Genomic DNA, 21485 nt, shown 5'->3' with positions numbered 1-21485 from the left:
CTGCGCTGGCAATAGAGGTCGCTGTTGCGCTTTCGCGGCTGCAGTCGTGCGGGCGACGCCTCGCATATAGGCCTTGCAGCATGGCCAAAAAAGGCTAGTGCAGATTTGCGGTTCCAACCTCTGCGAAAATCCCTGTTCAGCCGACGACGAAATCGGCCAGGCGCCAGCTGTCGTCGACGGCATCAATGACCGCAAGACCCGCAGTGGGATAACCTTCCGGCACGGTCCGGGCCACGGTTTCGTTGCCGCAGAGATTGGCAAAAACTTCCTCGATCGCCGGATTGTGCCCGATCAGCATCAGGGCCGGGATGCCACGCGTCGAGCCCATGATCTCAAGATAGGTTTCAGCCGGTGCATTGTAGAGTTCGTCCACATAGCGGAATTCGACAAGGCCGGAGAAGACCCGGTTGAGGGCCTCCGCCGTCTGCCGGCAACGCTTGGCGGTGGACGCGATGACGAGATCGGGACGGTAGTTCCGGTCTGCTGCCGTTTCGGCGAGCAGTTCCGCTTCGGCAAATCCGGCATCGGAGAGGCTGCGGTCGAAATCCCGGCCACCGGGCTCTGCCCAACCGGATTTTGCATGCCGCAGCAGATAGAGGCGTTTGGGAACCAAGATCGAAGGCGTCATCCGTCAGGCTTTCGGGTGTGATCGTCCAGACTCCTGAACTAGCGGGTCGGAGGCATCGGCGTCAACCGGTGTGGAGCGACCCATTCCGCTGTCCTGCCGTAGCGTAGGCTCTCAAGGCGCGAGCGAGCATCATTCCAATTTATGCTTAAAAAATAGAAATTTAGCTCAAAAATATAACAGATTTAAAAATGCCGAGGAAACATTCACAAGGCTTGAACCGCTTGCGTTGAAAGGATATACAGCCGCCCATTGAGATGTTCTTCAGGAGAATCGCGTTGAGTGAGAAGATCAATCTTAGCAATTATGTGCTCTCGGAAGACGATGAGTTCATGAACGCGAACCAGCGGGCCTATTTCAGGGCAAAGCTGATCGCCTGGAAAAACGACATTCTCCGCGAAGCGCGCGAGACCCTCGAACACCTCGCAGAAGAAAGCGCCAACCATCCGGATCTCGCTGACCGGGCTTCTTCCGAAACCGACCGTGCCATTGAACTGAGAGCCCGCGACCGTCAGCGCAAGCTGATCTCGAAGATCGACGCGGCGCTGCAGCGTATCGAAGACGGCACCTACGGTTACTGTGAGGAGACCGGCGAGCCGATCGGCCTGAAGCGGCTGGATGCGCGCCCAATCGCGACGTTGTCGATCGAGGCGCAGGAGCGTCACGAACGTCGCGAAAAGGTCTATCGCGACGAATAAAGCCGGCGCTCTTGCCCGGCGGGTACAAAACCCGAATTAACGACATTTTGTCGAAGGCCCGCTTTTGGCGGGCCTTTTGCTGTCTGCTGTGATTTTGCGAGACCGTCTCTGCAGATGAGCGCGGGTCTGATCGACGAGCCCACGCCCAGCATTCTTCGTCCCTTACGGGTTGCGGCTCGCGGACATTTCACCAAAGATCCGCGCGATCTCGGTCTGCAGATTGGGTTCTTCCGCCGGCTGAGCAGGATTGGCGCCTGCAGGCGTGGCAGCGGGGCGTGGCTCGGCAGCGATGGCGCCGATCGGAAGCCTCGGACGGTCCGGTCGCGTTTCGGGAAGAAGCGGCGGAACGGCCGGCGCGGCTGCCGGCTGTGGTCTCTGCGGACCCGGATCGGCTGCAATATGCAGGGCCATTTCCTCTTCCAGGACGCGCTCGAAATCGCTGATGTCCCGGGGGGCCGGGCTCTCGTCGCGAGCGATTTCCGAAGGTTGCGCATTGGCGGTCATGGTGCCCGGTCCTGAGGAGGCAAAACGTGCCGCCTCGAACGGGCGAGGCGCGCCTTCATTGACAGGCATTGACAGAACCCGCGCGCGGGCGGCCTCCAGAACATCTTCTGCCGAAGACGCTATCGCCTCGGTGCGAACGGGTGGCGCGACGTCGATCACGGGATCGGCCTCAACCGCGACCGATGTTGATGTCCGGACGGGGGGCTCGATCTCGGAAGACGGCGCAGCGACCACAGACGAGTGCGGGCGCTCGTCGATGGAGGGGGCAACGAAAGTAGGTTCGGCAGCCTGCACCGCTGAAGCGCTGACCGCCGGGCTGGTCACAGCCGGGGCGTCAAGCGCCGGCGTTGTTTCTTCTTCCGCGGCCTGGACCGATAGGTTGGTCGAAATCGCCGTTGCCGGTTCCTCGATCAGCCGGCCGGAAGGTGCTGCCGGTTCATCAACGGCCGAGATCTGCGTGGCGATAACAGTTGGCCCGACATGCAGTTCCGGAGAGAAAGCAGCCGAGGCAGGGGCCGTCTCCTTTGGCTGCTCCTGACGGGGCATGGCAGTGGGGGTAGATACCGTTGCCGGCTCAGACTGCCTTGCCGGGGACGTTGGTGTCTGCACCGCCATCGCGGGCGCTGCCGTTGCTGCAGCGGCAATGATCGGAGCCGCTGCCGGTTGCCGCACTACGTTGCCCGGCATGGCGCCAGCCGGTGCTGCCGGTCGAGAAACACTCGCGGTTCCAGCCGTCACGGATGCGGACGTCTCTGCTGTCGGGCGCTGGACCAGGTCGCGGTCAGCAATCGGAGCCGGGCGCGGGCGATCGGCTGCGGTTGCCTGCTGTCTGCGGACTTGAGAGATTTCGGCATACGAGGCGTCGACCTGCGTTTTCAACTGCTCCGATCGGACGGTTTCCGACAGATCACGCTCGATCAGATCTGCTTTCGGCGCGACCATGGCGGATTGGGGCAGCGGTCTGCTCTCGAACGGTTCAGTTGCGGGAAGGCTGGCTGTCTGCTGCTGCGCGAGCCTTGCCTCGTCCTCGATCGGCTGCGTCTGGAGGGCGCGCGCATTGAGATAGTGGCGCTCGTCGCCAATGCCGGACTCGATCACCAGATCCGTCGGGCCACCGATCATCACAAGATGCTCGACATTGTCGCGGCGGATGAGAACAATGCGCCGGCGGGTGTCGACGGCCGCCGCATCCAGCACCTGCAGACGCGGCTGACGGTTGCGTCCGCCGCGCACGAAGGGCGAGGGCGCCCGATTGCGCAGGACCCAGAGGACGATGAAGAGGCAGAGCAGCGCCAGACTGACCCCAAGTGCCGCGACCAGAAAACGGTTGCCATAGGCGGAAATCAGTTCATCCAGCATTTTAAACGCTCCCTTTAGCAGGCTTTTCTGGCAGAAGACGTTGCTGTCTGCAATCCGCGGTTTTTGTCCTGTCGATGTTGAGGACGCCAAAGCGTCGCCATGCTATCAGTCCTGAATGCGGCAATCCTGTGGGATAGTGGTTGCAGCCGGGATTCTCAGCCTTTCTTCGCTTTTTGCGGTACGGGCAAATTGTTAAACAGGAGGCTGCACCGATTCTCGGGCGATGTTCGGGATACGGCGCGCTTAAAGGCAAGAGGCATTCATGACACGACAGCTCAACGACCGCGACGGAGACAGCCCGCTGGTTGATCGTCGCGGTGGCATTGGTGCAGCGCTGCGCATCCTCTTGCTGGCGCTGGTGCTGCTCGCGGCAGCTGCTGCCTTCGTCGTGTTCCGCGACCAGCTCGACAACCAGGTCGTGCTCGGGGTGCTCGGCATTCTGGCGATGATGGGCATCTTCTTCATCGTCTCGGCGGTGATCGGCTTCGTTGAGGTCATGCCGCAGCCGCATGGTGACGGTCTGGCCCGGCACTTCCTTGCGAGCCAGCCGGAGGGCACGCTGATCACAGACGCCGAAGGGCGGATCGTCTTTGCCAATGCCGCTTATGGCGCCATGACCGGCGCGAAGAAGGCGACCGAGGTGCAGACGCTTGAGGCTCTTCTGTCGCGCTACCGCGAGTCGAGCGAAGCGCTTTACCGCTTGACCAACGGGTTGCGCGAGGGGCGCGAAAGCTACGAGGAATTCCGCCTGTTAAAGCCGATCGGCAGCCTGACGACAAACGGTTCCGGCGCGCATTGGTACCGGCTGAAAGCGCGCCTTTTGCCGGGCGAGGGCCGTGGCCGTGGTCTTCATGTCTGGCAAATCTCCGACATTACGTCCGAGCGGGACGATCAGGAGCGCTTTTTCAAGGAGCTGCAGCACGCAATCGACTATCTCGACCATGCACCGGCCGGCTTCTTCTCCGCCGGGCGCAAGGGCGAGATCTATTATATCAACGCGACGCTCGCCGAGTGGCTGGGCGTGGATCTGACCCAGTTCAGCCCCGGTTCCATGTCGATCAGCGATCTCGTTGCCGGTGAAGGCATGGCGCTGATCAACTCCGTGCAGGCGGAGCCCGGCCAGGCGCGGACGGAAACGCTCGATCTCGATCTCCGTCGGGTGAACGGCCAGAGCCTGCCGGTGAGGCTGGTGCACCGCGTGCGCGCCGCCCGCGACGGGGCGCCGGGCGAAAGCCGGTCGATCGTGCTCGCCCGCCAGCAGGGCGAAGGTTCCGACCAGTCGGATTCGGTCGCCTCGATGCGCTTCACGCGCTTCTTCAACAATACGCCGATGGCGATTGCCTCGGTCGATGGCGAAGGCCGCATTCTGCGCACCAATGCGCCTTTCATGAAGCTCTTCGCCGACATCATCTCGCGCGATGAAATCGAGCGGCACGGTCGTATCGAGGTCGTCTTGCACGAGAGCGAACGCGAAGCCTTTCAAGCGGCTCTGGCAGCGGCCATGGACCGGCAGGTCGACATCACGCCCATCGACAGTCGCCATCCGACCAATGACACCAGGCATTTCCGCTTCTATGTCAATGCCGTGATCGACCAGAGCGACGAGGCGCCGGAAGAGGCCGCGATCGTTTATGCGGTCGACGTGACCGACCAGAAGGCGCTTGAGGCGCAGATGGCGCAGACGCAGAAGATGAACGCCGTGGGAACGCTTGCCGGCGGGATTGCGCATGACTTCAACAACGTGCTGACGGCCATCCTGCTTTCGTCCGACCACCTGCTTTTGCAGGCACGTCCTTCGGATGCAAGCTTTGCCGATCTGATGGAAATCAAGCGCAATGCCAATCGTGCCGCCGTGCTGGTACGGCAATTGCTCGCCTTCTCGCGCAAGCAGACGATGCGGCCCAGCGTGCTGAATTTGACCGACGTCATCGGTGACCTGCGCATGCTGGTCGACCGGCTGATTTCCGGCTCGAACGTCAAGCTCAAGGTCGAATATGGCCGTGACCTCTGGCCGGTCAAAACCGATCTGTCGCAGTTCGAACAGGTGCTGATCAACCTTTGCGTCAACGCACGGGACGCCATGCCACAGGGCGGCACGATTACCGTGTCGACGCGCAATGTCAGCGGTGACGAGGCTGCGGAGTTTGGCTATCGCGGTTTGCCGGCGGAAGAGATGGTGCTGGTGGAAGTGGCCGACACCGGAACCGGCATCGCGCCCGAGATCATGGACAAGATCTTCGAGCCCTTCTTCACCACCAAGGAAGTCGGCAAGGGCACCGGGCTTGGGCTCGCCATGGTCTATGGCATCGTCAAGCAATCGGGCGGCTACATCTATCCGGAATCGGAAGTGGGCAAGGGCACGGCCTTCCGCATTTTCCTGCCGCGACATATTCCCGAGGTTGTCGTTGTTTCCGAGGAAGCCAAGGCTGCAGTCATCGCAGCCTCCGGCAATCTCCCGCCCGCCACACCCGCAAACTCTGCCGATGCGTCCGCCGATGGCAAGGATCTCACCGGCAAGTCGGCCGTGGTGCTTCTGGTCGAGGACGAAGAGGCGGTGCGGCGCGGCGGCAAGCGCATGCTGGAGACGCGCGGCTATACCGTGCATGAGGCGGGTTCCGGCGTCGAGGCGCTCGACATCATGGACGAGCTGAACGGTGAGGTGGACATCGTCGTCTCCGACGTCGTCATGCCCGAAATGGACGGGCCTACCCTGCTCACCGAGCTCAGGAAGAAATACCCGGACCTGAAGTTCATCTTCGTTTCGGGTTATGCGGAGGATGCCTTTGCCCGCAATCTTCCTGCCGATGCCAAGTTCGGCTTCCTGCCGAAACCTTTCTCGCTCAAGCAGTTGGCCGTTGCCGTGCGCGAAATGCTGGATGGCGAGGGCTGAGCGAGCAGCGTCAACAACGAATACGAAAGAACCCGCCGGAGCAATCCGGCGGGTTCTTTCGTTTCAGCCTGTCGGAATTGATCAGCCGTTCAGGGCGACCGCGATCTCGGCGGCGAGGCGCGCATTGTTCTCGACCAGTGCGATATTGGTCTTTAGGCTGCGGCCGCCGGTCAGGTGGAAGAGGTTGTCCAGCAGGTAAGGCGTGACTGCCTTGCCGACGATCTCGTCGCGTTCGGCATTGGCGAGCGAGCGGCTGATGTAGATCTCCATCTCCTCGCGCGGGATTTCATCTGCTTCCGGGACCGGGTTAGCGATCAGCATGCCACCGGCAATGCCGAGTTCGTCGCGCATCTTCTGGAAGTTGGCGATGGCGGCGGGGCTCGGCAGGCTGAGGGGGCTCTTCAGGCCCGAGCTGCGCGACCAGAAAGCGGGGAATTCCTCGCTGTCATAGGTGACCACGGGTATGCCGCGAGTTTCGAGCACTTCCAGGGTCTTCGGAATGTCGAGGATCGCCTTCGGGCCGGCCGAGACGACGATGACGCCAGTGCGGGCCAGTTCCTCAAGGTCTGCCGAAATGTCGAAGCTCTCTTCGGCGCCGCGATGCACGCCGCCAATGCCGCCGGTTGCAAAGACATGGATGCCGGCGCGGTAGGCGGCGATCATGGTGGCAGCGACCGTGGTGGCACCATTGCGCCGCTCGGCAATCGCGAAGGCCAGATCGGCGCGCGACAGCTTCATCACGTGTTCCATCTGGGAAAGCTCTTCCAACTGGGCCGGCTCAAGTCCGATATGCAGCACACCCTTGATGACGGCGATGGTGGCAGGGACTGCGCCCTGCTGGCGGATGATGTTTTCGACGCTCAGCGCCATCTCCAGATTGCCGGGATAGGGCATGCCATGGGTGATGATGGTGGATTCGAGCGCGACGATGGCAGCGCCGCGCTGCTTGGCAGCCGTCACTTCGCTGGAATAGGCGATCGGCAGGAGGGGGGAGATGGAACGGGTCATGGGAGATCTTTCAAGCTGGAACGGCCCGTCATGGCAGGAAACGGGCCGGGGGGACAAGTGACAACTGCGTGTCGAGCCGGGCTGCGGACAGATTTTCATCGGTCGCATGGGGCGAGGCAAGGGTGATGGCGGCGCAGGCGGTGCCCAGCCGCAGCCCTTCGCAAAGATCACCGCCGGCAAGCCTTGCATGGAGGAAACCGGAGGCAAAGGCGTCGCCGGCGCCGGTGACATCGCCGATCGTCTCGATGGTGGCAGGTTCGATGACGGCAATGCGCTCTGCATCGAAGGCAATCGTGCGTCCGCTACCCGAGGTCACCGAACCGCCGCGCAAGCCGCAGGCGCGAAGGAGGTTTGGCCAGTCTTCTGGTTGGTCCGCCCTTTTGCCGGCGATCGCCTCGGCCTCGGCACCGTTCATGAAGAGGTGATCGAGGTTCGGGAAGGCCCCGCGCAGCCGGACGACCTTGGCGGGCGAGATCGCGATGGCGGAGACCCCGCGCCCGAGCCGGGCTGCTGAAGCTGCGAGTGCCGAGAGGGTTTCGGGTGGCAGGTTCGCGTCGCAAAGCACGTGGCCGGCAACCGTGAGGCTTTCACGCATCGAACGCGCTCTCAGCCTCCGCGCGACAAAGGCGTCGTAGAGGGCCATGTCCGCAAGCGCGATGACCAGGTTTCCGTCATTCTCCAGAATGGCGGTGTAGCTCGGGGTCGCCCTGTCCAGGAACATGACGGGCCAGTCCTCGATGCCGGCTCGTTCTGCTGCGTCCGCGACGGCCTGGCCGGCCGCGTCGCCGCCGCGTGGCGCGATCAGCCGCACAGCGCGGCCGAGGCGGGCGAGGTTGCGGGCGGCATTGAAGACGCCGCCACCCGGCTCCTCGAACCAGCGACCGGGATTGCTGGCGCCCGGCTTCGTGTCGCCTGAGATGCGGGCGCGGCGGTCGAGATGGGCGCCACCAATGGCCAGGATTTCGACGGTCATGGCAGCCGCACCTCACAGCGCGCGCTACGAATCGAAGTCTTATCCGACAGCCGTTGAGCCCGGCCCGGCACCACGGATTCAACGGGCACGCGGTTGTGCGGAACATAATTCGAACACACGCCCGAAAACGCTGTCGGCAGAAAGACTTCACGCCCTCTTGCAGAATGAGAACAAATAGAGTACATAACGTCCATCGGCGGCTTCATTGCCTATGCGGCCTCAATAACCTAAAGGTGGATCGAATGGCACAGAATTCTTTGCGGCTTGTAGAGGACAAATCGGTGGATAAAAGCAAGGCATTGGAAGCGGCGCTCTCGCAGATCGAACGGTCGTTCGGCAAGGGCTCGATCATGAAGCTCGGCGCGAACGAGAGCGTGGTCGAAGTCGAGACGGTCTCGACGGGGTCGCTCAGCCTCGACATCGCGCTGGGCATTGGCGGTTTGCCGAAGGGCCGTATTATTGAAATTTACGGGCCGGAAAGCTCGGGTAAGACGACGCTGGCGCTGCAGACGATTGCGGAAGCGCAGAAGAAGGGCGGCATCTGCGCCTTCGTCGACGCTGAACACGCGCTCGATCCGGTCTATGCCCGCAAGCTCGGCGTCGATCTGCAGAACCTTTTGATCTCGCAGCCGGACACAGGCGAACAGGCGCTCGAAATCACAGATACGCTGGTGCGTTCCGGCGCTATCGACGTTCTCGTCGTCGATTCGGTTGCGGCACTCACGCCGCGTGCGGAAATCGAAGGCGAAATGGGCGACAGCTTGCCGGGTATGCAGGCTCGTTTGATGAGCCAGGCGCTTCGCAAGCTCACCGCTTCGATCTCCAAGTCGAAGACGATGGTCATCTTCATCAACCAGATCCGCATGAAGATCGGCGTCATGTTCGGTTCGCCGGAAACCACGACCGGCGGTAATGCGCTGAAGTTCTACGCCTCGGTACGCCTCGACATCCGCCGTATTGGTGCGGTCAAGGATCGCGAAGAGGTCGTGGGCAACCAGACCCGCGTTAAGGTCGTCAAGAACAAGATGGCGCCTCCGTTCAAGCAGGTCGAATTCGACATCATGTATGGCGAAGGCGTGTCGAAGACCGGCGAACTGGTCGACCTCGGCGTCAAGGCCGGCATCGTCGAGAAGTCGGGTGCCTGGTTCTCGTACAACAGCCAGCGGCTGGGCCAGGGGCGTGAAAACGCGAAGCTGTTCCTGCGTGACAACCCGCCTGTCGCCCAGGAGATCGAAATGGCGCTCCGTCAGAATGCTGGTTTGATCGCCGAGAAGTTCCTGCAGAATGGTGGTCCTGAAGCCAATGACGGGGACACTGCCGAAGATCTCTGAGGCGCTCTGCTTTTTCGAGGAAATTTCACCGGCCGCGTTTCACCCGAAACGCGGCCGGTTTTCATTTGCGCGCGCGGATACGCCGCTGGACAGGGGCCATGCCGGGCGATAAAAGCCATTAATTTTGCGATTTGGCCGGACTTCCGGCCCGAATGAAGGGCGTGACATGAGCGGTGTAAACGACATCCGGTCGACTTTCCTCGACTACTTCAAGACGAACGGTCACGAGGTCGTTTCCTCCAGCCCGCTGGTGCCGCGCAACGACCCGACGCTGATGTTCACCAATGCCGGCATGGTGCAGTTCAAGAATGTCTTCACCGGCCTCGAACAGCGCCCATACACGACGGCTGCGACCGCGCAGAAATGTGTGCGCGCCGGCGGCAAGCATAACGACCTCGATAATGTCGGCTATACCGCGCGCCACCATACCTTCTTTGAAATGCTGGGGAATTTCTCCTTCGGCGACTATTTCAAGGAACGCGCGATCGAGCTTGCCTGGAACCTGATCACCAAGGAATTCGGGCTCGACCGCAATCGACTGCTGGTCACCGTCTACCACACCGATGACGAGGCGCACGGCTTGTGGAAGAAGATTGCCGGCCTCAGCGATGACAAGATCATCCGCATCCCCACAAGCGATAATTTCTGGGCCATGGGTGACACTGGTCCTTGCGGGCCCTGTTCCGAAATCTTCTACGATCACGGCGATCACATCTGGGGCGGTCCTCCGGGTTCGCCGGAAGAGGACGGCGACCGTTTCATCGAGATCTGGAACCTCGTCTTCATGCAATACGAGCAGATCACCAAGGAGCAGCGCGTCGATCTCCCGCGTCCGTCAATCGATACCGGTATGGGTCTGGAGCGTGTCGCTGCCGTTCTGCAGGGGCAGCACGACAATTATGATATCGACCTTTTCCGTGCCCTGATCGAAGCCTCCGTCGAGCTGACCGGCGTCAAGGCAGAAGGCGAGCGACGCGCCAGCCACCGCGTCATCGCCGATCATCTCCGCTCCTCCGCCTTCCTGATTGCCGATGGCGTCCTTCCGTCGAATGAGGGCCGTGGTTACGTGCTCCGCCGCATCATGCGCCGTGCCATGCGCCATGCGCAGCTTCTCGGGGCGAAGGATCCAATCATCTACAAGCTGCTGCCGGTGCTGGTGCAGCAGATGGGCCGCGCCTATCCGGAGCTCGTGCGCGCAGAATCGCTGATTTCCGAGACGCTGAAGCTGGAAGAGAGCCGCTTCCGCAAGACGCTGGAGCGCGGTCTGACGCTGCTCTCCGAAGCGACATCGAGTCTCGACAAGGGCGACAGCCTCGACGGCGAGACCGCATTTAAGCTCTACGATACCTATGGCTTCCCGCTCGACCTGACCCAGGATGCGCTGCGTAACCGTGGCATCGGTGTCGACCTCACCGGTTTCAACGATGCCATGCAGCGGCAGAAGGCCGAAGCCAGGTCTCACTGGGCCGGTTCGGGCGACAAGGCGACGGAGACTGTCTGGTTCGAGCTCAAGGAAAAGTTCGGAGCGACCGAGTTCCTCGGTTATTCCGCCGAAACGGCAGAAGCCCAGATCCTTGCGGTGGTTGCAGAGGGCAAGATCGCCGAACAGGCGGCTGCTGGGGACCAGGTGCAGATCGTCGTCAACCAGACGCCGTTTTACGGTGAGTCCGGCGGCCAGATGGGCGACACCGGCGAAATCATCGGCGAAGGTTTTGCCCTGGAAGTGACCGACACCCTGAAGAAGGGTGAGGGCGTTTTCGTGCATGTCGCGACGGTCCGCAACGGCGTCGTGCGGGCGGGCGAGCCGGTCGTGCTCAACGTCGACCACGCGCGCCGTCAGCGTCTGCGCTCCAACCACTCCGCCACCCATTTGCTACATGAGGCTTTGCGCGAAATCCTCGGCACTCATGTGGCGCAGAAGGGTTCTTTGGTGGCGCCCGAGCGCCTGCGTTTCGACATCTCCCATCCGAAGCCGATCTCGGCCGAGGAGTTGAAGGTGGTCGAAGAGATGGCGAACGAAATCGTTCTACAGAATTCGCCGGTTACCACGCGCCTGATGGCGGTCGACGATGCAATCGCTGAGGGCGCCATGGCGCTGTTCGGGGAAAAATATGGTGACGAAGTGCGCGTTGTCTCGATGGGGACGGCGCTGCGCGGCGACAAGACAGGCAAGTCCTATTCGACCGAACTCTGCGGCGGCACGCATGTGAACGCCACCGGCGATATTGGTCTGGTGCGGTTGATCGGTGAAAGTGCTGTCGGTGCGGGCGTGCGCCGTATCGAAGCGCTGACCGGCGATGCCGCTCGCGCCTACCTCGCCGAGCAGGACGAGCGCATGAAGGCGCTTGCCGCCTCTCTCAAGGTTCAGCCGGCCGATGTGGTTGCCCGCGTCGAGGCGCTCGTCGAGGAGCGCCGCAAGCTTGAAAAGGAACTGGCGGACGCCAAGCGCAAGCTCGCCATGGGTGGCGGCGGTGCCGGCAGCGCCGAAGCACCGAAGGTCGTCAATGGCGTCAACTTCATCGGCCGCGTCGTTGAGGGCGTCGATGCCAAGGACCTGAAGGGCATGGCCGACGAAGCCAAGTCCGGCCTGGAATCGGTTGTTGTGCTGCTGATTGCCGTTTCGGAAGACGGCAAGGCCAGTGCCGTCGTGTCCGTCTCGCCCGATCTTACCGCGCGCCTCAGCGCTGTTGATCTCGTGCGTGTCGCTTCGGCTGCTCTCGGCGGCAAGGGCGGCGGTGGGCGACCGGACATGGCCCAGGCGGGTGGACCGGACGGCGCCCAAGCGGAAGCCGCGATCGCGGCGGTCGAAGCGGCGCTGTAACGGGATCAAATCTCACATTCATCAAAGGCCGGCGTTCTTCGCCGGCCTTTGCCGTTTCAGGTGAAGCGCGATTGAGTGCTTCGTCTCTGCACGCCTCAGATCCTGTTGCCGCGGATTGCCCACTGGGCCTGGCTGAGTGTCGACGTGAAGACGATGTCCTGCATGTGCAGTTCGTGATGGCAGAGCATCAAGCGGACGTCCGGGCGGTCACTGACGACGTATACCTTCACGCCACCGTGTTGCGCCTTGCGGATCACGCCTGCCAGGAGATTGGCACCCGACGTGTCGATGAACTGGATCCCGGTGCAATCCAGCACGAGGTTGCGGTGGTCGTCCCCGATGCGATCAAGCACCGTGCTTGCGGTCGCGACCGCGCCGAAGAAAAAGGCGCCGTCCAGGCGGTAGATAACTGTGCGGGCATCGCTGTTGTCGAGCGGCAGTTCCTCCGGTTGAGTGGTCACCCGCAGACCCTTCGACATGTGGTGGATGAACTGCAGGGCCGCGAGCGAGACGCCGACGAGAATACCCTCGGTCAGGTCGCGGAAGATCACCAGCAGAAATGTGACTGCCAGTACCAGTGTTTCGCCGCGCGAGGAGCGGATCAAGGTGAGGATCGCCGAGCGCTCCACCATGTTCCAGGAGACGACCGCGAGAACGCCGGCCAGGCTCGACAGTGGGATATAGGCGGCAAGCGGGGCCGCGACCAGCATGAAGGCCAGCATGAAGAGGGAATGCAGCATGCCGGAAACGGGGCTTGTGGCACCGGCCCGGACATTGGTTGCGGTGCGGGCGATGGTGCCCGTAACGCAGATGCCGCCAAAGAGCGCAGAGCCGATATTGGCGATGCCCTGTGCCACCAGTTCGGTATTCGAGCGATGCCGGCGTCCGGTCATGCCGTCCGCGACAACCGCCGACAGCAGCGATTCGATCGCACCGAGCAGCGCGAAGGCGATGGCGTCGGGCAGGACGGCGAGGGTGAGGTCGGTTGAGATATGCGGCAGGCTCGGTAGCGGCAGGCCTGACGGAATGCCGCCGAACTTCGAGCCGATCGTCGAGACAGGCAGCGAAAGCAGGGCGGCTGCCACCGAGGCAGTGAAAACGGCGATCAGCAATCCGGGCCATGTTGGCCGTAAGCGGCGAATGAGGAGGATGATCGCCACCGTCAGAACCGCTATCGCGGCTGCGGATGGAGAGAACTCGGGCAGAGCGGCTGCGATGGCCGGGATCTTGTCGATCAGCGGCCCAGGTTCGCCTGCCGGAAAAGCGAGCCCGAGAAGCTCGCCAATCTGGCTTGCAAAGATGATCACCGCGATGCCGGCGGTGAAGCCGATGGTGACGGGATAGGGGATGAACTTGATATAATCTCCGAGCCGCAAAAGGCCGGCCGTAAGCAGCATGAGGCCTGCCATTGCTGTGGCCAGCAACAGGCCGTCGATGTCGTGGCGGCTGACGGTGGCTGCCACCAGTACAATGAAGGCGCCGGCCGGGCCGCCGATCTGGTGGCGGCTGCCGCCAAGTGCCGAAACGATGAAGCCGCCGACGATGGCGGTGTAGAGGCCGCGGTCGGGTGTGACGCCGGAGGCGATCGCAATCGCCATGGACAGGGGAAGAGCGACGATGGCAACCGTCAGGCCCGCCAAGGCGTCCGCCTTCAGCCTTGCGGCATCATAACCCTCGCGAAAAACGCTGATGGTTTTCGGGAGAAGGTCTTCCTTCATTCCGTGTCACACATGACGTCTGGCATGCGCGCTCCCTGGGCTCAGAGCATCTGATCCCATAGGACACCGAGTCCGGCCCGCTTTGCAATCGCCGGATTCATCTGCCGGCCGAACTCATGGCCTTGTGCCTTCGCGGAGCTGTCTACGCTGTCGGCTTCTGCAGTTCCGCCGCTGCGGCATCATCAAGCGCGCGCGCCCGCTGATAGGCTGACCGGGCGGACAAAGCAGCGAAATAGGCCTCGAAGGCGGGGCGTTTCTCGATCGAGCCGAATTGCAGTCCCCAGCCGATATGGGCGCCGACATAAACATCGGCAGCGGAGAAGCGATCACCGGTGACAAATTCTCGACCCGACAGTGCCTTCTCGAGCGTATCCATGACCGTCTCGAAGGAGCCGTAGCCGACCATGCCCTTGCGCTCCAGTGGCACTTCGACATTCAGGCTCCGGTTGGTCACGGCAGCCTCCAAGGGGCCGGCCGCAAAGAACATCCAGCGGTAATAATCGCCGCGTCTGTTGAGTTCGGGCGCAAGGCCGGCTGCGGGAAAGGCATCGGCGAGATAGGCGCAAATGGCCGCGCATTCGGTGACGACAGTGTCGCCGTGGCGGATGGCCGGCACCTTGCCCATCGGATTGATCCGTCGATAGGCTTCCGCCTTCATCTGTGGGCCGAAGGTGACGATTTCAGTCTCGTAGGGTTGACCCAGCTCCTCCAGCATCCAGCGCGCGATACGCCCGCGCGACATGGGGTGGGTGTAAAAATGCAGATCCGGCATGGTTTCCTCCCGTAAGCGAATGTTATCCCCGGAGATGGCGCTTGGGACGTTTGCCACCGGGTGTCCAGCCTCCGCCTTTTTGATTACAGTTTTCCCATGGCCAAAGACAACAGACCTTTCCTTATCGTCGCCTATCCGGCGCGTGCCGTGCCGCTCCTCGGTGTCACCCTGCTGACGATCGTCTTTGCCGTCGCCTTCGGCGGCGTTCTGGCGCAGGTGCTGGGTGGCGGCTTCGGCTCCTTCACCAGCTTCTTCTACATCGCGCTCCTGGCGCTCAGTTTTCTGGGATTGCACCGAAGCTTCAGACGGATCGTCAAGGCATTGAAGCCGGCGCTGGAGCTGAACGACGAGGAGATCGTCGATTTTCGCAGCGACACCCGGATCCCTTGGGAAACCATCATCGAGTTCGAGCAGCGGCGCGATGGTCGGCGCACCTTCATGCGGTTCCGCTACCTCGACGAGGAAGCGCCGGAGGTGGAGCATGTTGCCGATGTGGTCGTGAGCGGTCTCAGCGTTTCGAGCGTGCGGCTGGCAAACCAGATCCGTGAACGATTTGCCCGGGTCGATGCCGAAGACCTGGACGGCGAATCGGTTTCAGCTGATGTCGGCGAGGCATGAAAAAACCCGGCCATTGCTGGCCGGGTTTCTTATAAGACAGGGCTGATCGCCGATCAGGCGGCCATGGCCTTCTTCAGGTTTTCGTCCACCTTGTCGAGGAAGGCGGTGGTAGAGAGCCACGGCTGGTCCGGACCGATAAGGAGTGCGAGGTCCTTGGTCATGTAACCGGCTTCAACGGTGTCGATGCAGACCTTTTCCAGCGTCGTTGCGAAACGCGCGAGTTCCGCATTGTCATCGAGCTTGGCGCGGTGGGCGAGGCCACGCGTCCAGGCAAAGATCGAAGCGATCGAGTTGGTCGAGGTTTCCTGACCCTTCTGGTGCTGGCGATAGTGACGCGTGACCGTGCCGTGCGCCGCTTCGGCTTCGACCGTACGGCCATCGGGCGACAGGAGAACCGAAGTCATCAGGCCGAGCGAACCGAAGCCTTGCGCAACGGTGTCGGACTGGACGTCGCCATCGTAGTTCTTGCAGGCCCAGACATAACCGCCGGACCACTTAAGAGCGGAAGCGACCATGTCGTCGATCAGGCGGTGTTCGTAGACGATGCCGACTTCGTCGAACTTCGCCTTGAATTCGTTCTGGTAGACTTCTTCGAAGATGTCCTTGAAGCGGCCGTCATAGGCCTTGAGGATGGTGTTCTTCGTCGACAGGTAGACCGGCCACTTGCGCATCAGGCCGTACATCATCGAAGCGCGGGCGAATTCGCGGATCGATTCGTCGAGGTTGTACATGGCAAGTGCTACGCCTGCGCCCGGTGCGTTATAGACTTCCTTCTCGATCACTTCGCCGTCTTCGCCGACGAACTTGATGGTCAGCTTGCCCTTGCCGGGGAATTTGAAGTCGGTCGCCTTGTACTGGTCGCCGAAGGCGTGACGGCCGACAACGATCGGCTTGGTCCAGCCGGGAACGAGGCGCGGCACGTTCTTGCAGATGATCGGCTCGCGGAAGATGACGCCGCCGAGGATGTTGCGGATGGTGCCGTTCGGGCTCTTCCACATTTCCTTGAGGTTGAATTCCTTCACGCGGGCTTCGTCCGGGGTGATCGTTGCGCATTTGATGCCAACGCCGTGCTTCTTGATGGCGTGGGCGGCGTCGACGGTTACCTGGTCGTTGGTGGCGTCGCGGTTCTCGACCGAAAGGTCGTAATATTCGATGTCGAGATCGAGATAGGGCAGGATCAGCTTTTCCTTGATGAACTGCCAGATGATGCGGGTCATCTCGTCGCCATCGAGATCGACGACCGGGTTGGCTACCTTGATCTTGGTCATGAATATCCTCACGGGTTTTGCCTGACGCGCAGGCCAAGGGGAGGGGCGCTGCGCCAATGGCTGCCTATAACATTCTCTCATCTGAAGGCAAACAGTCCCGGGGGTTTTAGGGCAGATTCTGCGCCCGCGACTTTGGGCTTAGAAAGCCGGAATTCTCCCAAACTTGGACGCGGTCGTGGACGCTGACTTGCGCTAGGACTAGACGCAATGCCTGTGCGGCGCTTCGAGCCTTGGTCTCCGTTTCGCAGCAAAGCTGGACAGGAAAATATGATGAAAGGGATTTCCATGAAGATGCTGAGGGCCGGTCTGGTCTTGCTTTCGACGATGGCACCGGGCACTTGCGCGCTTGCGGCCGATCTCACCGCGCCGGTGCGGGAAATCGTCGAGGCGACGGCGCGCAACTGGGAAGAAGGATCGAGTGGCAGCGAAGAGAAGGTCTTCAGCGAGGAGCGCCTTAAGCGCGTTTTCAGCGCGGATTTTGCTGCTGCTTTCCACGCGGCCTCGAAAAACCCGCCCTTCGACCTGCCGGAAGGAGAGACGACCGGCTTTCCCTTCGACTATGATCCGATCGCTCAGGGTCAGGACGGTTGCCCCTTCAAGAACATCCGCATCGAAGACGATGGGGACGGTCAGGTCACCGCGCTGTTCAACAACCGCAGCTGTTATTCGGAAACGACCGACGCACCCGACACCGTACTGATCTTCCACGTCGTCACCGAGAAGGGTCATGCCGTCATTGATGACATCTATCCGGTGGTGGACGGCAATTCCGGCAATTCGATCAAGCAGGACCTGAAGGCGCAGGGCGGCGAGTGAGGTCGGCCATGACAAAGTTCTTCCCGCTTATCGTAACCCTTGCATCAGTGCTTCTGGCCCCGCCCGCCTTCTCCGCGGACCCCGTTGATCCGGTCAGGACCGTGATGGCGGTTGCCGGGTGGCAAGGCGAGGGGCAGCCCGCCGTGGACGCCCAGGATTATTTCGACGAGAACCTTCTCGGATCGATCTACAGCGCAAGCTTCGTCGAGGTTTACCGGCTTGCACAGAAGGTGGACGAGCTCCAGGACGGCCAGGGCTATATGACGGGTTATGACGTGGTAATCGGAGGTCAGGATTCCTGCCCGCTCAAGGATGTTCGCTTTGAGACCCGCCCGGCCATCGGCGCGGTCACGCCTGTCGCCGTCTATTTCGACGCCAGTTCCTGTTTCGGCAATCCGCCGAACCTGAAGGAGCCGATGACCATCTTTCATGTGATCGAGCAGAACGGCCGCTATGTCATCGACAACTTCTGGAACCACGACTATGGCGCCGACAAGCTCGACACGTCGGTGAAAGCCGAATACGCGGCGCTGACCCATGCCTATCTCGACTTTCTCGTGACGGGATCCTGGCCGAAGCAGTAACCGGCCCCTTTCAGGCGCCGTCAATTTGTGCGAATGGGAGCCCGGATTGTTTCAAGAAGGGCGGATCATGGCGGGAACGAACAGCGAGCGCATTATGCTGGCCGAAGGGCCGGCGATCATTCTGGTGGAGCCGCAACTCGGCGAAAACATCGGCAGGGTGGCGCGCGCGATGGCGAATTTCGGCCTGGTCGAACTGCGTCTCGTCAAGCCGCGCGACGGCTGGCCGTCTGACAAGGCGCGTGCTGCCGCTTCAAAGGCCGATCACGTCATCGACGGGGCCGTCGTCTACGACACCCTCGAAGAGGCGATCGCCGACCTGAATTTCGTCTACGCGACCACCGCGCGGTCCCGCGACGGCTTCAAGCCGGTGCGCTCCCCCGTGACGGCTGCCGAAACCCTGCGCCACAAATTCAAGGCCGGGGAAAAGACCGGCATCCTGTTCGGCCGCGAGAAATCCGGCCTTTCGAACGAGGATGTCGCGCTCGCCGACGAAATCGTCACCTTCCCGGTCAATCCTGCCTTCGCCTCGCTCAATATTGCACAGGCGGTGCTGTTGATGTCCTACGAGTGGATGAAGTCCAGCTTGAACGATGTGCATGCCGTGCCTTTCGATGCGCCCGAGCAACCGATGGCGACCAAGGACGAGCTGGTCGGCCTGTTCGATCACGTCGAGGAGGCGCTCGATGCGCGTGGTTATTTTCACCCACCGCATAAAAAAGCCAGGATGGTGGAGAATCTGAGGGCGGTGCTCAGCCGGCGTGCTTTCACCACGCCGGAGATCCATGTGGTGCGAGGCGTGATTTCGTCTCTCGACCGTTTCTCCCGGCGAGGTCAGCGAGCTCCGGCGGTTCCTGTGCGCGGCGATGAGGACACAAACACAGATGGCGATGCCAGCGGCGAATGATCTGAAGCCCATTCTGGTTTTCGATTCGGGCATTGGCGGCCTCACCGTGCTGCGCGAGGCGCGGCTGCTGATGCCTGAGCGCGGCTTCATCTATGTGGCCGACGATGCCGGCTTTCCCTATGGCGGTTGGGAAGAGGGGCCGCTCAAGGCGCGGATCATCGCGCTCTTTGACGGTCTTCTTAAACGTTATGATCCGGAAGCGGTGATCGTCGCCTGCAACACCGCCTTCACGCTGGCGGGTGCTGAACTGCGCGAAGCCTTTCCCGCGATGCGGTTCATCGGGACGGTTCCAGCCATCAAACCTGCCGCCGAGCGTACGCGCTCGGGGCTCGTCTCGGTGCTGGCGACACCGGGGACCGTCAAGCGCGCCTATACCCGAGATCTCATCCAGTCCTTTGCCTCGCAATGCCATGTGCGTCTTGTCGGGTCGGAAAACCTCGCGCGCATGGCAGAGGCCTATATCCGGGGCGAAGCGATGGACGATGCGGCCGTACTGGCTGAAATCGCGCCCTGCTTTGTCGAGAAGGACGAGGCGCGCACCGATATCGTCGTGCTTGCCTGTACGCATTACCCCTTCCTCGCCAATGTCTTTCGACGGCTGGCACCCTGGCCGGTGGACTGGCTCGATCCGGCGGAAGCCATTGCCCGTCAGGCACGCCGGCTCGTACCGCTGGTCGAGGGGGCGGAGCATCCCGAGGGGTTCGACTTTGCGGTCTTCACCTCCGGCCGCCAGGATTTCTCCACCCGCCGGCTGATGCAGGGCATGGGGCTTGCCGTCGCCGAAGAGCCTGTTATGGCGTGGGCCTGAACGCCTCATCCCGGTTTTCGAGGCTTTCGGCTTTGTCGGCGTGGCGTGGCGTGCTAGGTACGGGAGACCATTGGCCGGCGGTCGTGTCGGTGTAGAGGAGCCTTGCTCAGCGTTTTGTTTATCGAAATTTCAATCGTCCTTTTCCTGACCGTGCTGAACGGTATCCTCGCCATGTCGGAACTGGCCGTCGTTTCCGCCCGCCCGGCACGCTTGAAGATTCTGGCAGAGCAGGGCAGCCGCGGGGCACAGATCGCTCTTCGCCTCGCTTCCGATCCCGGTCGCTTCCTGTCCACCGTGCAGATCGGCATCACCTTGGTCGGTGTGCTGTCCGGTGCATTTTCCGGCGCCACACTTGGCGCGCGGCTATCATCATGGCTTATCGCGCAGGGTCTGTCTGAAACGGTAGCGGACGCGCTGGGCGTCGGTTCCGTGGTCGTGCTGATCACCTATCTCTCGCTGATCGTCGGTGAACTCGTGCCCAAACAGGTGGCGCTGCGCAATGCCGAGGGCGTCGCCGCCCGTATGGCGCCAGCCATGTCTATACTGTCCAAGGTCGCGGCTCCGCTGGTCTGGCTGCTCGACGGTTCGGGAAAGCTGGTCCTGTCTCTGCTTGGGCAGAGCGGTGATGGCGGCGGCAAGGTGACCGATGAGGAAATCCGCTCGGTGCTGGCCGAGGCCCATAGCGCGGGTGTGATCGAGGCGGGAGAATCGGCGATGCTGTCGGGTGTCATGCGCCTTGCCGATCGGACGGCACGCGGGTTGATGACGCCGCGCCGCGACGTCCTCATTCTCGATGTCGAGGATACGATCGACGAGGTGCGCGAGGTGCTGCGTGACAGCCCGCACTCGCGCATCCCCGTGCGCCGGGGCGATTCCGACGAAATCATCGGCGTGCTGCTGGCCAAGACGCTTTACGAGCGGCTCGCCATGGGAAGCGCCAGCGACCTCGCAAGCCTGGTCACGGATGTGCCCGTGGTCTCGGACCTGTCCAAGGCGACCGACATCATCGAGGCGCTGCGTCGGACGCCGCTGCATATGGTGCTTGTCTATGACGAATACGGGCACTTCGAAGGGATCGTCACGTCCGGCGATATCCTGGAGGCAATCACCGGCGCCTTCCAGCAGGACGAGGGTGAGGAACAGGCGATGTTCCAGCGCGAGGACGGATCCTACCTGGTTGCCGGCTGGACACCGATCGATGAATTCGTCGAGGTCATCCGCGTTCCTGTCGATCCTGATCTGGACTACACCACCGTCGCCGGTTTCGTGCTCGACGAGATGAAGCGGATTCCCGAGCTTGGCGAAAGCTTCGTCAAGGGTGGCTGGCGGTTTGAAGTCGTAGACCTTGATGGTAGGCGAATCGACAAGCTGCTGGTCTCGCGCCATCAGGACTAGGCGCTAGCGCCGCCTAATTCTCCCTCGGTCTTCCTTCCCCTGCGACACTATGTTGCATCTATGCAACGGAGGCATCGAAGTTTTGCAATCTCGAATTGCGGGGTTGCAGACCGTGATTCTGCATGGCATGTTCCCTTCATCCGCAACTCAAGCAACAGGAGGCGACAGATGACTCATACTTCGACGTACATGCGCCTTTCTGGCGGATCGGTGTTCGCATATAATCCAGCTTCCCTCGGCTGCGTGCGAACCACCCGCTGATCGTCTCTTCGGTCAGTTTCCGGCCTTTTTAGGCATTTCATCCTTCTGACGTGAATGGCCTCTCGCACGCCTTGTCGTGTCTTCAGGTTCGATCCGCGTCGCTTTTCATCACCGAAAGGACCCGGTCGCTGG

The 21485-nt window shown here is 61.8% G+C and carries 17 protein-coding genes; 10 read left to right on the top strand and 7 right to left on the bottom strand.

The genetic code is table 11. From position 1 onward, the window contains the following. Window positions 1-136: 136 nt before the first annotated feature. Window positions 137-628 carry a SixA phosphatase family protein gene (locus ASE36_RS09655; protein ID WP_062278664.1) on the bottom strand — a complete coding sequence of 164 codons (492 nt, stop codon included), beginning with the start codon at window positions 626-628 and terminating at the stop codon, window positions 137-139. Between the two features lie 275 nt (window positions 629-903). On the opposite strand from ASE36_RS09655, the gene dksA reads away from it, so the two are divergent. After that, entirely contained in the window at window positions 904-1323 is a 420-nt protein-coding gene (gene dksA / locus ASE36_RS09650) for an RNA polymerase-binding protein DksA (RefSeq protein ID WP_062278662.1), read from the top strand. Between the two features lie 162 nt (window positions 1324-1485). Here the strand turns inward: dksA and ASE36_RS23035 are convergent, their stop codons facing one another. Continuing rightward, the gene (locus tag ASE36_RS23035) at window positions 1486-3186 is read right to left on the bottom strand and encodes a flagellar biosynthetic protein FliO (RefSeq protein WP_062278660.1); all 1701 of its coding nucleotides are present in this window, start codon (window positions 3184-3186) and stop codon (window positions 1486-1488) included. Between the two features lie 262 nt (window positions 3187-3448). Here ASE36_RS23035 and cckA point away from each other — a divergent pair, with 262 nt between their 5' ends. After that, complete coding sequence (gene cckA, locus ASE36_RS09640) at window positions 3449-6076, top strand: cell cycle histidine kinase CckA (protein ID WP_062278657.1); 2628 nt, start codon at window positions 3449-3451, stop codon at window positions 6074-6076. 81 nt (window positions 6077-6157) lie between these two features. On the opposite strand, the gene ASE36_RS09635 is transcribed toward cckA, so the two are convergent. Together ASE36_RS09635 and ASE36_RS09630 are read right to left on the bottom strand one after the other, a co-directional pair. After that, window positions 6158-7084, bottom strand: coding sequence for a pseudouridine-5'-phosphate glycosidase (locus tag ASE36_RS09635; RefSeq protein WP_062278655.1), 927 nt, complete (start codon window positions 7082-7084; stop codon window positions 6158-6160). Between the two features lie 28 nt (window positions 7085-7112). Beyond that, window positions 7113-8057 carry a carbohydrate kinase family protein gene (locus tag ASE36_RS09630; protein ID WP_062278653.1) on the bottom strand — a complete coding sequence of 315 codons (945 nt, stop codon included), beginning with the start codon at window positions 8055-8057 and terminating at the stop codon, window positions 7113-7115. A gap of 242 nt (window positions 8058-8299) precedes the next feature. Here ASE36_RS09630 and recA point away from each other — a divergent pair, with 242 nt between their 5' ends. Together recA and alaS are read left to right on the top strand one after the other, a co-directional pair. Continuing rightward, a complete protein-coding gene (gene recA, locus ASE36_RS09625; RefSeq protein ID WP_062278650.1) occupies window positions 8300-9388 on the top strand; it encodes a recombinase RecA in 1089 nt (362 codons plus the stop codon). 166 nt (window positions 9389-9554) lie between these two features. Then, window positions 9555-12209: an alanine--tRNA ligase gene (gene alaS / locus ASE36_RS09620; RefSeq protein WP_062278648.1), complete on the top strand. Its 2655-nt coding sequence runs from the start codon at window positions 9555-9557 to the stop codon at window positions 12207-12209. Between the two features lie 95 nt (window positions 12210-12304). On the opposite strand, the gene ASE36_RS09615 is transcribed toward alaS, so the two are convergent. Both ASE36_RS09615 and ASE36_RS09610 read right to left on the bottom strand, forming a co-directional pair. Beyond that, window positions 12305-13927, bottom strand: a complete 1623-nt coding sequence (locus tag ASE36_RS09615; RefSeq protein WP_062278646.1) for a SulP family inorganic anion transporter — start codon at window positions 13925-13927, stop codon at window positions 12305-12307. Window positions 13928-14069: 142 nt separating this feature from the next. Next, window positions 14070-14699 (bottom strand): glutathione S-transferase family protein, encoded by a 630-nt coding sequence (locus ASE36_RS09610; protein WP_062278644.1) that lies wholly within the window; start codon window positions 14697-14699, stop codon window positions 14070-14072. A 96-nt stretch (window positions 14700-14795) separates the two neighbouring features. Here ASE36_RS09610 and ASE36_RS09605 point away from each other — a divergent pair, with 96 nt between their 5' ends. After that, the gene (locus ASE36_RS09605; RefSeq protein WP_062278642.1) at window positions 14796-15317 is read left to right on the top strand and encodes a hypothetical protein; all 522 of its coding nucleotides are present in this window, start codon (window positions 14796-14798) and stop codon (window positions 15315-15317) included. Between the two features lie 53 nt (window positions 15318-15370). Here the strand turns inward: ASE36_RS09605 and ASE36_RS09600 are convergent, their stop codons facing one another. Then, window positions 15371-16585: an NADP-dependent isocitrate dehydrogenase gene (locus ASE36_RS09600; protein WP_062278640.1), complete on the bottom strand. Its 1215-nt coding sequence runs from the start codon at window positions 16583-16585 to the stop codon at window positions 15371-15373. A 285-nt stretch (window positions 16586-16870) separates the two neighbouring features. On the opposite strand from ASE36_RS09600, the gene ASE36_RS09595 reads away from it, so the two are divergent. The 5 genes from ASE36_RS09595 to ASE36_RS09575 all read left to right on the top strand — a co-directional run bounded on the left by ASE36_RS09595 (window position 16871) and on the right by ASE36_RS09575 (window position 21092). Further along, a complete protein-coding gene (locus ASE36_RS09595; protein WP_156378620.1) occupies window positions 16871-17401 on the top strand; it encodes a hypothetical protein in 531 nt (176 codons plus the stop codon). An 8-nt stretch (window positions 17402-17409) separates the two neighbouring features. Next, window positions 17410-17985 carry a hypothetical protein gene (locus tag ASE36_RS09590; protein WP_062278637.1) on the top strand — a complete coding sequence of 192 codons (576 nt, stop codon included), beginning with the start codon at window positions 17410-17412 and terminating at the stop codon, window positions 17983-17985. 67 nt (window positions 17986-18052) lie between these two features. Next, window positions 18053-18889: an RNA methyltransferase gene (locus tag ASE36_RS09585; protein ID WP_062278635.1), complete on the top strand. Its 837-nt coding sequence runs from the start codon at window positions 18053-18055 to the stop codon at window positions 18887-18889. Then, complete coding sequence (gene murI, locus ASE36_RS09580) at window positions 18867-19697, top strand: glutamate racemase (RefSeq protein WP_062278633.1); 831 nt, start codon at window positions 18867-18869, stop codon at window positions 19695-19697. Before ASE36_RS09585 ends, murI begins: the two co-directional genes overlap by 23 nt. Window positions 19698-19811: 114 nt before the next feature. Further along, window positions 19812-21092 (top strand): hemolysin family protein, encoded by a 1281-nt coding sequence (locus tag ASE36_RS09575; RefSeq protein WP_062278631.1) that lies wholly within the window; start codon window positions 19812-19814, stop codon window positions 21090-21092. Window positions 21093-21485 lie beyond the last annotated feature (393 nt).

This window comes from Rhizobium sp. Root274 (genome assembly GCF_001429245.1).
In the GTDB taxonomy this organism is placed as follows: domain Bacteria; phylum Pseudomonadota; class Alphaproteobacteria; order Rhizobiales; family Rhizobiaceae; genus Allorhizobium.
Note: the sequence above shows the minus strand (reverse complement) of the source record. Positions and strands in the feature narration are given on the sequence as shown.

Excerpts from the sequence above, each read along its gene's own strand:
- ASE36_RS09635 (WP_062278655.1), bottom strand. The coding sequence starts at position 7,084 with ATGACCCGTTCCATCTCCCCCCTCCTGCCGATCGCCTATTCCAGCGAA.
- ASE36_RS09595 (WP_156378620.1), top strand. The coding sequence starts at position 16,871 with ATGAAGATGCTGAGGGCCGGTCTGGTCTTGCTTTCGACGATGGCACCG.
- alaS (WP_062278648.1), top strand. The coding sequence starts at position 9,555 with ATGAGCGGTGTAAACGACATCCGGTCGACTTTCCTCGACTACTTCAAG.
- ASE36_RS09605 (WP_062278642.1), top strand. The coding sequence starts at position 14,796 with ATGGCCAAAGACAACAGACCTTTCCTTATCGTCGCCTATCCGGCGCGT.
- ASE36_RS09600 (WP_062278640.1), bottom strand. The coding sequence starts at position 16,585 with ATGACCAAGATCAAGGTAGCCAACCCGGTCGTCGATCTCGATGGCGAC.
- murI (WP_062278633.1), top strand. The coding sequence starts at position 18,867 with ATGGCGATGCCAGCGGCGAATGATCTGAAGCCCATTCTGGTTTTCGAT.
- recA (WP_062278650.1), top strand. The coding sequence starts at position 8,300 with ATGGCACAGAATTCTTTGCGGCTTGTAGAGGACAAATCGGTGGATAAA.
- ASE36_RS09615 (WP_062278646.1), bottom strand. The coding sequence starts at position 13,927 with ATGAAGGAAGACCTTCTCCCGAAAACCATCAGCGTTTTTCGCGAGGGT.
- cckA (WP_062278657.1), top strand. The coding sequence starts at position 3,449 with ATGACACGACAGCTCAACGACCGCGACGGAGACAGCCCGCTGGTTGAT.
- ASE36_RS09630 (WP_062278653.1), bottom strand. The coding sequence starts at position 8,057 with ATGACCGTCGAAATCCTGGCCATTGGTGGCGCCCATCTCGACCGCCGC.
- ASE36_RS09655 (WP_062278664.1), bottom strand. The coding sequence starts at position 628 with ATGACGCCTTCGATCTTGGTTCCCAAACGCCTCTATCTGCTGCGGCAT.
- ASE36_RS09585 (WP_062278635.1), top strand. The coding sequence starts at position 18,053 with ATGGCGGGAACGAACAGCGAGCGCATTATGCTGGCCGAAGGGCCGGCG.
- ASE36_RS23035 (WP_062278660.1), bottom strand. The coding sequence starts at position 3,186 with ATGCTGGATGAACTGATTTCCGCCTATGGCAACCGTTTTCTGGTCGCG.
- ASE36_RS09590 (WP_062278637.1), top strand. The coding sequence starts at position 17,410 with ATGACAAAGTTCTTCCCGCTTATCGTAACCCTTGCATCAGTGCTTCTG.
- ASE36_RS09610 (WP_062278644.1), bottom strand. The coding sequence starts at position 14,699 with ATGCCGGATCTGCATTTTTACACCCACCCCATGTCGCGCGGGCGTATC.